The 12,278-nt window shown below is 70.3% G+C and carries 11 protein-coding genes and 1 riboswitch; of the genes, 2 read left to right on the forward strand and 9 right to left on the reverse strand.

All coding sequences use genetic code 11. The annotated features are described in order from the left end of the window. Positions 1-32: 32 nt before the first annotated feature. Positions 33-1,475, reverse strand: a complete 1,443-nt coding sequence (locus J2Y69_RS04145) for a helix-turn-helix domain-containing protein (RefSeq protein ID WP_310017867.1) — start codon at positions 1,473-1,475, stop codon at positions 33-35. A gap of 109 nt (positions 1,476-1,584) precedes the next feature. On the opposite strand from J2Y69_RS04145, the gene J2Y69_RS04150 reads away from it, so the two are divergent. After that, positions 1,585-3,447 carry a phosphoenolpyruvate carboxykinase (GTP) gene (locus J2Y69_RS04150; protein WP_310017869.1) on the forward strand — a complete coding sequence of 621 codons (1,863 nt, stop codon included), beginning with the start codon at positions 1,585-1,587 and terminating at the stop codon, positions 3,445-3,447. Positions 3,448-3,763: 316 nt separating this feature from the next. Here J2Y69_RS04150 and J2Y69_RS04155 read toward each other — a convergent pair whose 3' ends face one another. Then, a complete protein-coding gene (locus tag J2Y69_RS04155; RefSeq protein ID WP_310017871.1) occupies positions 3,764-3,973 on the reverse strand; it encodes an AsnC family protein in 210 nt (69 codons plus the stop codon). Positions 3,974-4,254: 281 nt separating this feature from the next. Here J2Y69_RS04155 and J2Y69_RS04160 point away from each other — a divergent pair, with 281 nt between their 5' ends. After that, entirely contained in the window at positions 4,255-5,298 is a 1,044-nt protein-coding gene (locus J2Y69_RS04160) for a S66 family peptidase (protein ID WP_310017873.1), read from the forward strand. A gap of 216 nt (positions 5,299-5,514) precedes the next feature. On the opposite strand, the gene J2Y69_RS04165 is transcribed toward J2Y69_RS04160, so the two are convergent. The 7 genes from J2Y69_RS04165 to J2Y69_RS04195 form a co-directional block, all read right to left on the reverse strand. Further along, a complete protein-coding gene (locus J2Y69_RS04165) occupies positions 5,515-6,993 on the reverse strand; it encodes an MFS transporter (protein WP_310017876.1) in 1,479 nt (492 codons plus the stop codon). A 166-nt stretch (positions 6,994-7,159) separates the two neighbouring features. After that, complete coding sequence (locus tag J2Y69_RS04170) at positions 7,160-7,513, reverse strand: Fe-S protein (RefSeq protein ID WP_310017877.1); 354 nt, start codon at positions 7,511-7,513, stop codon at positions 7,160-7,162. 111 nt (positions 7,514-7,624) lie between these two features. Continuing rightward, positions 7,625-8,104 carry a 6,7-dimethyl-8-ribityllumazine synthase gene (gene ribH / locus J2Y69_RS04175; RefSeq protein ID WP_310017879.1) on the reverse strand — a complete coding sequence of 160 codons (480 nt, stop codon included), beginning with the start codon at positions 8,102-8,104 and terminating at the stop codon, positions 7,625-7,627. Beyond that, on the reverse strand, positions 8,101-9,405 hold the full coding sequence (gene ribA, locus J2Y69_RS04180; protein ID WP_310017881.1) for a GTP cyclohydrolase II: 1,305 nt from the start codon (positions 9,403-9,405) through the stop codon (positions 8,101-8,103). Before ribA ends, ribH begins: the two co-directional genes overlap by 4 nt. Continuing rightward, complete coding sequence (locus J2Y69_RS04185; RefSeq protein ID WP_310017882.1) at positions 9,402-10,067, reverse strand: riboflavin synthase; 666 nt, start codon at positions 10,065-10,067, stop codon at positions 9,402-9,404. The genes ribA and J2Y69_RS04185 overlap by 4 nt, the downstream gene beginning before the upstream one ends. Beyond that, on the reverse strand, positions 10,067-11,110 hold the full coding sequence (gene ribD, locus J2Y69_RS04190) for a bifunctional diaminohydroxyphosphoribosylaminopyrimidine deaminase/5-amino-6-(5-phosphoribosylamino)uracil reductase RibD (protein WP_310017884.1): 1,044 nt from the start codon (positions 11,108-11,110) through the stop codon (positions 10,067-10,069). The genes J2Y69_RS04185 and ribD overlap by 1 nt, the downstream gene beginning before the upstream one ends. 61 nt (positions 11,111-11,171) lie before the next feature. Further along, positions 11,172-11,330, reverse strand: a riboswitch (FMN riboswitch). A gap of 66 nt (positions 11,331-11,396) precedes the next feature. Next, on the reverse strand, positions 11,397-12,269 hold the full coding sequence (locus J2Y69_RS04195) for an Fpg/Nei family DNA glycosylase (protein ID WP_310017887.1): 873 nt from the start codon (positions 12,267-12,269) through the stop codon (positions 11,397-11,399). Between the last annotated feature and the right edge of the window lie 9 nt (positions 12,270-12,278).

Here is a 12,278-nt window from a genome sequence, read left to right on the forward strand (position 1 = left end):
ACCTACCCCGGCACTCCACCGACCCGGGTGGCCTACTCGACGGCGTGGCGGTCGAGGAACGAGTACACCTCGTTGTCGTCCACGCCGGGGAAGGCGCCGCGGGGGAGCGGGGAGAACATGTGCGTGTGCACCCGCGCGCTCGGCCAGGCCTTCCCGTTCCATCGATGGGTGATCTCGGCGGGAGGACGCCGGCAGCACGACTCGTCGGGACAGGTGGAGGTCGCCCGGTGGGAGGTCTCCCTGCCGCGCCACCACCGGGCATCGTCGAACGGGACTCCCACGGTGATCGAGTAGCCGCCGTCGCTGGAGGACCCCGTCTGCGTCGAGCACCAGTAGGTCCCCGATGGCGTGTCCGTGTACTGGTAGTGCTCGGTGGTGCGGTTGTGCTCGGTGAACGCGGCGCGAGCGGAGAAGTGGCGGCACACCCGCTGTCCCTCCACCGCGCCGGTGACGTCCATCGGCAACGGCAGGTCGTCGTTCTCGTAGACGCGCATGACGGCTCCGCTCTCGTCCACGCGCAGGAAGTGCAGATGCATGTCGAGGTGCACCGTCATGAGGTTGGTCATCCGCATGCCCGCCGCCTCGTGCGTGACTCCGAAGGCGTCGCGGAAGTCCTCCACGGCGAGGTTGCGGTCCTTCTTGGCCTGCTGCAGGAACGCGACGCCGGCGGTCTCGGGGATGAGGCAGCAGGCGGCGAAGTAGTTGATCTCCAGACGCTGCTGGAGGAAGTCGGCGTAGTCGGTGGGAGGGGTGTGCCCGAGCAGCCGATGGGCCATCGCCTGCAACGCCATCGAGCGCAGGCCGTGGCCGCCGGGGATGGAGGCCGGGGGCAGGTAGATCCGCCCGTTCTCCAGATCCGTCACCGACCGCGTGGAGTGGGGGAGGTCGTCGACGTAGAGCAGCTCGAAGCCCAGCTGCTCGGCCATGATGCTCACCGTGCGGTGCGTGAGCGCGCCCGAGGAGTGCCCAGCGGCCTTGAGCTGCTTCTCCGCGAGCTTCTCGATCTCGGGGAGGTGATGGTGCTGCTCGCGCATCCGCAGGCGCAGCTCGGTGTTGGCGCGGCGGGCCTCCTCCGGAGTGGCGATCGCCTCGCGTTCGCGTCGATGCAGCTCGCGGTGCAGTCCCAGGACGGACTCGATCGTCTCGTCGGACATGCTCTTGGAGATCCGCACGGGCGCGATCCCGAGCTGGCGGAACACGGGGCTGCGCTGGACGCGGTCCAGCTCGATCTCCAGCGCCGCCCGGCGATTGGGCGGCTCGTTCGAGATGAGGTCGGAGACCTGTGTGCCTGTCGCCTCGGCGATCGCCTGCAGCAGGGAGAGCTTGGGCTCGCGCTTGCCGTTCTCGATCAGGCTGAGCTGGGAGCCGGCGACGCCGACGGCCGCTCCCAGTTCGTCGAGGGTCATCCCGCGCTGGGTGCGGTGATGGCGGATGCGGTGTCCGAGGGTCGTGAGCTCTAGTCCTGGCGTGGCCATTCCTTGATCATAGCGAAAGAATCCAGTTTCTTATACGTGAAATTGATGCGAAATGAGCGAACTATCGTCAAGACTGGATGCAACGCCCGCCTCTTCCAAAGGAGCAGACATGGCCATCGCCGAGACGTCCACCCCGCGCATCCCCGCCGTCGCACCCGTGCGTGCGTTCGGAGCGGCGCCCGAGTATGACTCTCCGGCCTTCGCCGAGCTGGCCGCATGGGTCGAGGAGATCCGCGCTCTCACGCAGCCCGCCGCGGTCCACTGGGTGGGCGGCTCCCGGGCCGAGAACGACGCGCTCCTGCGCGAGCTCGTCGATGAGGGCAAGATCATCAAGCTCAACCCCGAATGGCGCCCCGGGTCGTACCTCGCGCGCTCGCACCCCAGCGACGTCGCACGCACCGAGGGCCGCACCTTCATCGCCTCCGAGCGGGAGGAGGACGCCGGTCCCACGAACAACTGGGCCGATCCTGCGGAGATGCGCGTCAAGATGGACGGGCTCTTCGAGGGCTCCATGCGCGGTCGCACGATGTACGTCGTGCCGTTCTCGATGGGTGCCGTCGGCGGTCCGCTCTCTCACATCGGCGTCCAGATCACCGACAGCGCCTACGCGGTCGCGTCGATCGGCATCATGACCCGCGTCGGCGAGGCCGTGACGCGTCAGATCGCCGAGGGCGCGCCGTGGGTGCGCACCGTGCACACCGTCGGGGCGCCGTTGGAGCCGGGGCAGGCCGATGTCGAGTGGCCGTGCAACGACGAGAAGTACATCGTGCACTACCCCGAGACGCTCGAGGTCTACTCCTACGGCTCCGGCTACGGCGGGAACGCGATCCTCGCGAAGAAGTGCTTCGCGCTCCGCATCGCCTCGGTGATCGCGCGCGACGAGGGGTGGCTCGCCGAGCACATGCTGCTCATCCGCGTCATCGACCCCCAGGGCACCGCGCATCACGTGGCGGCGGCCTTCCCGTCGGCCTGCGGCAAGACCAACCTCGCCATGCTCCGTCCGTCGATCCCGGGCTGGCGCGTCGAGACGCTCGGCGACGACATCACCTGGATCCGCCCTGGCGAGGACGGGCGTCTGTGGGCGATCAACCCCGAGGCGGGCTTCTTCGGCGTCGCGCCGGGCACCGGTGAGTCGACCAACGTCACGGCGGTCGAGACGCTCTGGGGCAACACCATCTTCACGAACGTCGCGCTGCGCCCCGATGGCGACGTCTGGTGGGAGGGACTGACCGACGAGCCGCCGGCAGAGCTGATCGACTGGCAGGGTCAGCCCTGGACGCCGGACTCGGGTCGGCCTGCGGCGCACCCGAACTCCCGCTTCACGGTCGCCGCCGCGCAGTGCCCGCAGATCTCGGAGGACTGGGAGCAGGCCGTCCCGCTCGACGTCATCCTGTTCGGCGGTCGTCGTGCCACCAACGTCCCGCTGGTGGTCGAGGCGACCGACTGGACGCACGGCGTGTTCCTCGGATCCACCATCTCCTCGGAGCGCACCGCCGCGGCTGAGGGGACCGTGGGGGAGCTGCGGCGTGATCCGTTCGCGATGCTTCCCTTCTGCGGATACAACATGGCCGACTACTTCGGTCACTGGCTCAGCGTCGGTCGGAACCTGCGCTTCGACCGTTCGCCGCGGATCTTCCAGGTCAACTGGTTCCGCCGTGGCGACGACGGCCGGTTCCTGTGGCCGGGCTTCGGCGACAACGCACGCGTCATCGACTGGATCATCCGTCGCATCTCGGGCGAGGTCGGTGCCGTGGACAGCCCGATCGGCCGCCTGCCGAAGACCGAGGACCTCAACCTCGACGGACTCGATCTTCCGGAGGCCGATCTGGACGAGCTGTTCACCGTCGACACCGCTGCTTGGAGCACGGAGGCCGATCTGACGGAGGAGTTCTACGACACCTTCGGCGACAAGCTCCCGGCGGCGCTCCGCGCCGAGCTCGCCTCGTTGCGCTACCGGCTCGCGCAGGCGTAGCCGGCCTCCGGCGCTGCCGGATCCCCGCCGACGGGCGGGCCATATGCCGCGGCGGCGGGATGTCAGGGATGAACAGGCTGAGTGATCCCCGGTATCCCGTCGCCGCGTTTTCGCGTGGTGCAGGGTTGAGCCGTGAGGCCGGGTTGCGCGGACGTTGAGGCGTGCCGCCCGGAGGTGGGGCGTGTCGCCCGCCTGCTCACGATCGTGTTGCTCGGCCTTTGTTTCTCAGCCTTTGCTGCTCGGCTTGTTACTCGGGTTTGTTGCTCGGGTTCGTTCTCGGGTGTCGAGGGGTGTGCTGGCTCGGGGGCGGTCGCCGTCACCGCCTGCCGTACTTCTTGTGCACGGCCTGTCTGCTCACGCCCAGGGCGCTGGCGACCGCCTGCCACGAGTATCCGGCGACGCGGGCGCGCCGAACCTGCGCCTCCTCGGCCCGGGCGATCTGGGCGCGGATCTCGGCGAGGCGATGCAGCTCGGCGAGTGGCTCCCCGAGCGGGTCCATCGCGGCGCCGATGAGGGGTGCGGACATCTCGGCCTCCTTCTCCTGCTCTGCATCCGTGATTCGGACGCCCTGTCAATCTACGTTGACAGGTGTGAGATTGTCAATGATGGTTGACACCTGCTCTGCCCTGCTATGCCCTGCCCTGCCTGCGTGCACCGTGTCCCACTTCTGGCCGACCGTGTCCCACTTCTGGTGGATCGTGTCCCGATTTCTGTTGCTCCCGGCCCATCCAAGAGCCGAAAGTGGGACATGCGCCGGGCGGAACCGCGAGGGCGGCTCAGGTGGGGGATGCAGTCGAGGCTGGTTGGATGGAGGGCATGATCCTCCCGCCCAAGGCCAGGCCAGGTGACCGTGTTGCCGTGCTCTCGCCGGCGTTCGCGGCCCCCGCCGCCTCCGAGGCCGTGCATGAGCAGGCGATGGCGCGGCTCCGGGAGCTGACGGGCCTGGTGCCCGTGGAGTATGCGACGACGAGGATGCTGGATGCATCCCCGGTGGCGAGGGCCGACGACGTCAACGCGGCGTTCGCCGATCCGGATATCCGCGCGATCCTCGCGACCATCGGCGGCGATGATCAGATCCTCGTCACCCCGCACCTGGATCCCGCGGCGGCTCGTGCCGATCCGAAGCCGTTCCTCGGCTACAGCGACAACACCAACATCCTCACCTGGCTCTGGCAGCACGGTATGGCCGCCTTCCACGGCGGCTCGACGCAGATCCATCTCGGCGCAGGGCCCGCGGTCGACGAGATCCATGCCCGCTCGCTGCGGGCGGCCGTGCTCGACGGCGGCGAGATCGAGCTGACCGAACCGGGGGAGTCCGAGGACTTCGGCCGCCGATGGGCCGACCCCCGGGCTCTCCACGAGCTCGGCGATCGGATGCCCACCGAGCCGTGGACCTGGTCGGGACCGGCACGCCGGGTGTCCGGACGGACCTGGGGCGGATGCCTGGAGGTGCTCGATCAGCTCGCGCTGGCCGATCGGCTGCCGGAGACGGGAGCACTTGCCGGAGCCGTGCTGCTGCTGGAGGCGAGCGAGCGGCTCACCCCGGTCGGAACCGTCGCCTCCTGGATCCGCGCGCTCGGAGAGCGGGGCGTGCTCGCCGAGGTCGCCGGCGTCCTCGTGGCCCGACCACCGGTGAGCACCTTCGAGACGATCCCCTCCGCCGAGGAGGGCGGACGACGGCGCGCGGCGCAGCGGGACGCGATGATCGCCGAGGTCGCGCGGTACAACCCCGAGGCCGTGGTGTGCGTCGGGGTCCCCTTCGGACACACCCGCCCCCAGTGGATCCTGCCGTACGGCGGCGAGGTCGTGTTGGACGGCGCGGCCCGCACCGTCACCGCCTCCTACGCCTGACCTGCGCGCAACGCCGGAACGGTTCGCCGCGCCCGACCTTCGCGTTACGCCGGAACGGTCCGACCCGCACCCCACCCACCCGCACGGCATCACCGAGTCCGCTCGGCCGCCATGTCCCACTTCTGACGCACCGTGTCCCGATTTCTGTTGCTCCCGGCCCATCCAGGAACCGAAAGTGGGACATGCGCCGGCTGGACAGCCACGCGTGCCGGGCGGTCAGGACCTCCGGGACGCGGGCGCATCCTTCGTCGACGGCTCGCCCAGGTCGTCGTCGTAGTCGTGGTCCTTCGTCTCGGGCGTCAGGAGCAGGGCGATGAACGTGAGCACCGCCATCGCAGAGAGGTAGAGGCCCACGAGCCATGGGGCGCCGCCGCCGATCCGCCACAGCTCCACGGCGATCAGGGGCGCGACCGCCGCGCCGAGGATCGAGGAGACGTTGTAGGCGATGGCCGATCCCGAGTACCGCACGTTCGTGGGGAACAGTTCGGGCAGGAGGGCCCCCATCGGTCCGAACGTCAATCCCATCAGCAGGAAGCCGAGGACGAGGAAGCCCTGCGTGACGGCGGTCGTGAGCTCCGGGCTCGCCTGGGGGAGGAGGAACAGGTTGAACGTGCACCCGAACACGATGATGCCCGCGGTCACCCAGAGGAGGAGCTTCCGCCGTCCGATCCGGTCCGCCCACGGGCCGGAGACCAGGGTGAAGACGCCGAAGAACACGACGCCGACGATCTGCATGATCACGAACTGCGTGTAGCCGAAGCCGAGGCCCGGGTAGAACTGCGCGGCGAACGCCGCGGCATCGAAGGTCTTCCCCGCGCTCTCGGCGACGGCCTGGGCGGCGGCCGATGCCGTCTCCAGCGATGCCGCCTTGGTGCCGTAGGCGAGCGTGAAGTTCGTCATCAGGTAGAACAGCACGTAGGTGGCGAGCATGATGAACGTGCCGAGGATCAGCCGACGCCAGTGGTGCTGGAACACGGTCGCGATCGGGAGCTTGCTGATGCGTCCGGTGTCGGCGGCACGGGTGAAGGTCTGGGACTCGACCAGCCTCAGCCGCACCCAGAGGCCGATGATCACCATGACGGCGGAGAACAGGAAGGGCACGCGCCAGCCCCAGCTGAGGAACGCCTCGGACTTCATCGCCGGGTTCGACTCGTGCGGCAGCAGCGTGTTGATCGCGAGGAAGATGCCGTTCGCGATGATGAAGCCCAGCGGGGCGCCGAGCTGCGGGAACGATCCGTACCAGGCACGCTTTCCCGCCGGTGCATTCTCGGTCGCGACGAGTGCCGCCCCCGACCACTCGCCGCCAAGCGCGAAGCCCTGAGCCAGCCGCAGCAGGAGGAGCAGGAGCGCTGCCCACCAGTTGATCTGCTGGAACGTGGGGAGCAGCCCGATGAGGAAGGTCGCGATCCCCATCGTCAGGAGCGATGCGACGAGGGTCGCCTTGCGGCCGAACTTGTCGCCGAAGTGCCCGAACACGACGGCGCCGATCGGTCGGGCGACCATCGCGGCGCCGAACACCCCGAACGACGCCAGGAGCGAGGTCGTGTCGTTCCCGGTGGGGAAGAACAGGACCGGGAAGACGAGGACCGCCGCGGTCGCATAGACGTAGAAGTCGTAGAACTCGATGGTCGTGCCGATGAGGCTCGCCATGATGACGCGGGATCGTGGGTTGGCGGGTGCGGCGACGTTGCTCATGTTTCCTCCGGTGCGCTCCGGCCTCCCCCTCGAGGCCTCCCGGGCCTCCCGGGAGCACGGTGGATTCTACGCTTCCGCCCCCGGTCGCCCGGGGAAACGACACGCGCCGGGTCTCAGCCCGGCGCGTGTGCGGAGTTCAGTCGACCAGTGCCAGGTCAGTGCCAGGTCAGCGCCAGATGACGGCGATCCCGGCGTTGACGAGGGTGAGGGCGCCGATGCCCCAGAAGAGGAGGGAGGGCACGGAGCCGTCCTTGCGCTGACGGGCGGATCCGATGCCGAGGAAGGCGCCGATGATGAGGAGGACGACGAGCTTCGTGCCGATCTTGGCGTAGTTCATCGTCCCGTCGATGCCCCAGGGGGCGGCGAGCGCGAGGCCCGCGACCGCGGCGATCGTCATGCCGATGCTCATCAGCCGGGTGACCTGCTTGCGTCCGCCGAACGCCTCGACGGCCCAGGCACCGAACAGCGTGGCGAAGCCGATCAGGTGGACGAACACGACGACGTGACGCAGGATCTCCATGGCCTCACGGTACGCCGAGGCGCTATGGCAGCGCTAGGAAGGCGGGCCTCACCCGCCCTCCTGGCCGCTCCTGGCAAGGGGCTGTCAGCTGCCGGTCAGCCGGTCAGCCGGTCAGCCGTTCTGCCGGAGTTCGCGGATGACGAGAGCGGTGCGCAGCGCGGCGTCCGCCGCCTCGGCGCCCTTGTCCTCCTTCGAGCCTGCGAGGCCCGCGCGGTCCAGCCCCTGCTGCTCGTCGTCGAGCGTGAGCAGGCCGAAGCCCACCGGCTTGCCGGCGTCGAGGGAGACACGGGTCAGGCCGTCGGTCGCCGCCGACGACACGTACTCGAAGTGCGGAGTCCCGCCGCGGATGATGACGCCCAGCGCGACGACGGCGTCCGCCCCGCCGGCGAAGGCGGCCTGGGCGGCGACCGCGAGCTCGAAGGAGCCGGGCACGCGGACGAGCCGCACCGATGCCCCCGACTCGTCGAGGACGCGGCGGGCACCGGCGATCAGGCCGTCCGTGATGACGTCATGCCAGGTCCCCGCGACGACGACGACGTCCAGCCCGCTCGCGTCGATCCCTCCGGTCTGGGGCGCTCCTGCACCGCTCATGCGTTCTCCTTCCCGTCCGACGCCTGAGCGTCTCGTCCGTGTCCGTGCTGCTCGCCGGCGGCGAGGGCCGCCGCGAGCTCGGCCTCGCCGATGATGTGGCCCATGCGATCGCGCTTGGTCTCGAGGTACTGGTGGTTGTTGGGGCCGACGCCGACGATCAGCGGGACCTGCTCCACGACGTCGAGACCGAGCTCGCGCAGCTGGGTGGCCTTGTCGGTGTTGTTGGTCAGGAGGCGGACCTGGGTGATGCCGAGATCGGCGAGGATGCCGGCGGCCGCGGCGTAGTCCCTGGCATCGGCGGGAAGCCCCAGCGCGAGGTTCGCGTCCACGGTGTCCAGCCCCTCCTCCTGCAGGCTGTAGGCGCGCAGCTTGTTGATGAGGCCGATGCCGCGGCCCTCGTGCCCGCGCATGTAGATGACGACGCCGCCCTCCTCCGCGATCGCGTCGAGCGCCGCGTCGAGCTGGGGGCCGCACTCGCACTTCAGCGAGCCGAAGGCCTCGCCGGTCAGGCACTCGGAGTGCACGCGCACCAGCGCCGTCTCTGAGGGCTCGCCGGAGACCACGGCGAGGTGGTCGGTGCCGGTGACGCGGTCCTTGTAGGCCAGGAAGCGGAAGGTCCCGTGCGTGGTGGGCACCGTGGCGCTCGCCCGGAGGCTCACCCGCCGGCGGGCGGGGGCGGCGGCGGTGAGCGGCTCGTGCTCCTCGAGGTAGGCGATGAGCTGCTCGATGGTGATCACGGGGATGTCGTCCCGCTCGCCCAGCTCCAGCAGCCCGGGCAGGCGCATCATGCTGCCGTCCTCGGCCACGATCTCGGCGATCGCGCCGACCGGGCGGAGTCCCGCGAGACGCATGAGCTCGACGGCGGCCTCGGTGTGGCCGCTCCGCTCGCGCACGCCCCCCTCGACCGCGCGCAGCGGCAGGATGTGGCCGGGGCGGATGACGCTCGTCGGGGTGGACTCCGGGTCGGCCAGCACGTTCAGCGTGCGGGCGCGATCGGCGGCGCTGATCCCGGTGGTGACACCGCTCGCGGCGTCGACCGTGATCGTGTAAGCCGTGGACCGGGCATCCTCGTTGACCGCCACCATCGGGGGGAGGTTCAGCTGGTCGGCGATGTCGGCGGGCATCGGCGCGCAGACGAGGCCGGACGACCAGCGGACGGTCCACGCGACCCACTCCGGCGTCGCGAGCTCCGCGGAGAGGATCGCGTCGCCCTCGTTCTCGCGGTTCTCATCGTCCGCGACGATGACGGGACGGCCGGCGCGGAGGGAGTCGAGCGCCTCGGGGATGGTGGCAAGGCTCATCGCGAGCCTCCTTCCGTTCGGGCGCCGCGGGCGCCGGGAATGTCGGGACGGAACGCGAGCAGGCGCTCGACGTGCCGGGCGAGGATGTCGGTCTCCAGGTTCACCCTGTCGCCGACCGAGAGGGAGCCGAGGGTCGTCGCGGCGAGAGTCTCGGGGATCAGGGAGACCTCGAACCAGTCGCCGTCTCCCGAATCGACCGGGGTCGGCGCGCTCACCGCGCTGACGGTGAGGGAGGTGCCGTCGACCGAGATCGAGCCCTTGTCGACGACGAGCGGCGCCGCATCCCGGGGGAGCGAGATCCGGAGCACGCTCCACTCGGCTCCGGGGCGGACCTCCTGCACGACGCCGATGCCGTCGACGTGCCCCTGCACGATGTGCCCGCCGAGGCGCGCGCCGACCGGCATCGCCTTCTCGATGTTGACGCGCGTGCCGACCTCGGCGCCCGCGATCGCGGAGACGTCGATGGTCTGCTTCATGACGTCGGCGTCGAAGGTCTCCGTCGTCGAGCCGACGACCGTCAGGCACACGCCGCCCACCGCGATCGACTCGCCGTGCACGGCGTCCGCGGCGGCACGGGGAGCGCGCACGGTCAGGCGCCAGCCGTCGCCGGACGGTGTGATGGCGGTGATCTCGCCGACTTCCTCGATGATCCCGGTGAACATCAGCTCTCTCCTTCTTCCGAGCGTTCCGTGGGGGTGAGCGGGTGCGCGACGGCCAGCAGATCGGGGCCGAGCGTCAGCCACTCGTGGACGCGGAGGCGCCGCGCCTCGCCGATGGTGGTGACCCCGATGTCCGTGAGGGCCAGCCGGGGGCCGCCCAGGAGGACGGGGGCGAGATAGGCCAGCACCGTGTCGGCGAGGCCGGCGGCGATGAAGGCGCTGGCCAGCGTCGGACCGCCCTCGACGAACACGCGCTGTACACCGCGGTCGCGGAGATCGGCGAGCAGGGCGTGGAGGTCGTGCTCGGGGTGATGCAGCACCGGCCTCGGATGACGGCGAACGGCGGCGTCAGCCGGAATGCCCCTGGCGCCGACGACGACGGGGATGGGCTGGCGGTCGAAGAGGGCATCGCCGTCGCGGGCGGTGAGGGCGGGGTCGTCGGCGAGGAGCGTTCCGGTGCCGACCACGATCGCGTCCGCGTCCGCACGGCGCCGATGCACGTCCGCACGCGCCTCGGGGCCGGTGATCCACTGGCTGGACCCGTCCGCCGCGGCGGCGCGTCCGTCGATGCTCTGCGCCCACTTCACGGTGACGTGCGGCCGTCCGAGCCGCTGGACCTCGAGCCAGTCGCTGATCAGCGCCTTCGCCTCATCGGCGAGCACGCCGCCCTCGATCTCGACGCCCGCCTGGCGCAGGCGTTCCGCGCCGCCGCCGGAAGTGGCCCCTGGATCGTCGAGCGCGTAGACGACGCGCGCGACACCGGCCTCGATCAGCGCGAGGGCGCACGGGCCGGTGCGGCCGGTGTGGTTGCAGGGCTCGAGTGTGACGACGGCGGTGGCGCCTGCGGCATCGCCTGCGGCGAGCCGGGAGAGCGCATCGACCTCGGCGTGCGGGGTGCCGGCGCCCCGGTGCCATCCCTCGGCGAGGACGTCGCCTGCGGGGGAGAGGATCACGGCCCCGACCTGCGGGTTCACCCCGCGGGGTCCGCGGCGTGCGAGATCGAGGGCGCGGGCCATCGCATCCCGCTCAGCCGTGCTCGCGGCCATGTGCCGTCCTCCGTCCCTTTCCGTCGTCGATACGGTTCCGGGGTCGGTGAGCACGCCAAGCGTGCGTGCTGCCTCCCATCCGGACTGACGAGGCTCTCACCTCGCATCACCGTCGGTCCCGGAATTCCACCGGGTCGACCGGAGTCGTATCTTTCGATGCGACGCCGGCTCGCGGACTGTCACCGCCGGTTCGGATTCTCACCGACCCCGGAGCACGTTATGCACTCAGCCTACTCAACGCACGCCCATCGATTTCATTCCGAGACATCCGCCGACATGACGGGCGTCACTTCAGCAGCCGGGAGAGCCGTCGGTCGGCGAGCGGCTTGCCCCCGGTCTGACACGTCGGGCAGTACTCGAGCGATCGATCGGCGAAGAACACACTGCGGACGGTGTCGCCGCAGACCGGGCACGGCTGGTCGCGGCGTCCGTGCACCTGCATCCCGCGTCTCTTGGCGTCCTTGAGGTCGGCCGGCGGCTTCCCCGACGCTTCGGCGATCGCCTCGCGGAGCGTCGTCTGCATCGCCTCGTACAGTCGATCCGCCCCTTCATCGCCGAGGCCGCCCGCCGGGGCGTACGGCGACATGTGCGCGGCGTGCAGGATCTCGTCGGAGTACGCGTTGCCGATCCCCGCGATGGTGCTCTGATCGCGCAGAAGGCCCTTGATCTGCATCCGGCGACCTTCGAGGAGTGCCGCGAAGGCCGCTCTGGTGAAGGCGGGGTCGAGCGGGTCGGGGCCGAGGCGTGCGATCCCCGGCACATCGGCGGGGTCGCGAGCCACGTAGACGGCGAGCGACTTCTTCGTCCCGGCCTCGGTGAGGTCGAATCCGCTCCCGTCGTCGAAGGCGACCCGCAGCGCGATCGGCGACTTCCCCGGTCGCACCGGTGCCGTCGGGACCTCCTCGTACCAGCGCAGCCAGCCCGCCTTGGCGAGATGGAAGATCAGGTGCAGCCCGTCGCCGTCCTTCCGGAGCACGATGTCGACGAACTTGCCGTGTCGCCGCACCGTCTCCACGGTCGCGCCGGTCAGCGCCGTGAGCGGCGGGTCGAAGGTCTTCAGCGCGGAGATGGCCGACACGGCGGCGCGGGTGACGGCGTGTCCGGCCGTCCTCGTGGCGAGGTAGTCGACGAGCCCCTGTACTTCCGGCATCTCGGGCATGCGCCCATC

Origin of the sequence: Microbacterium resistens (assembly GCF_031456305.1) — a bacterium.
Lineage (GTDB): Bacteria > Actinomycetota > Actinomycetes > Actinomycetales > Microbacteriaceae > Microbacterium > Microbacterium resistens_A.

Coding starts and splice junctions, on each gene's coding strand:
- J2Y69_RS04145 (WP_310017867.1), bottom strand. CDS start 1,475: ATGGCCACGCCAGGACTAGAGCTCACGACCCTCGGACACCGCATCCGC.
- J2Y69_RS04150 (WP_310017869.1), top strand. CDS start 1,585: ATGGCCATCGCCGAGACGTCCACCCCGCGCATCCCCGCCGTCGCACCC.
- J2Y69_RS04155 (WP_310017871.1), bottom strand. CDS start 3,973: ATGTCCGCACCCCTCATCGGCGCCGCGATGGACCCGCTCGGGGAGCCA.
- J2Y69_RS04160 (WP_310017873.1), top strand. CDS start 4,255: ATGGAGGGCATGATCCTCCCGCCCAAGGCCAGGCCAGGTGACCGTGTT.
- J2Y69_RS04165 (WP_310017876.1), bottom strand. CDS start 6,993: ATGAGCAACGTCGCCGCACCCGCCAACCCACGATCCCGCGTCATCATG.
- J2Y69_RS04170 (WP_310017877.1), bottom strand. CDS start 7,513: ATGGAGATCCTGCGTCACGTCGTCGTGTTCGTCCACCTGATCGGCTTC.
- ribH (WP_310017879.1), bottom strand. CDS start 8,104: ATGAGCGGTGCAGGAGCGCCCCAGACCGGAGGGATCGACGCGAGCGGG.
- ribA (WP_310017881.1), bottom strand. CDS start 9,405: ATGAGCCTTGCCACCATCCCCGAGGCGCTCGACTCCCTCCGCGCCGGC.
- J2Y69_RS04185 (WP_310017882.1), bottom strand. CDS start 10,067: ATGTTCACCGGGATCATCGAGGAAGTCGGCGAGATCACCGCCATCACA.
- ribD (WP_310017884.1), bottom strand. CDS start 11,110: ATGGCCGCGAGCACGGCTGAGCGGGATGCGATGGCCCGCGCCCTCGAT.
- J2Y69_RS04195 (WP_310017887.1), bottom strand. CDS start 12,269: ATGCCCGAGATGCCGGAAGTACAGGGGCTCGTCGACTACCTCGCCACG.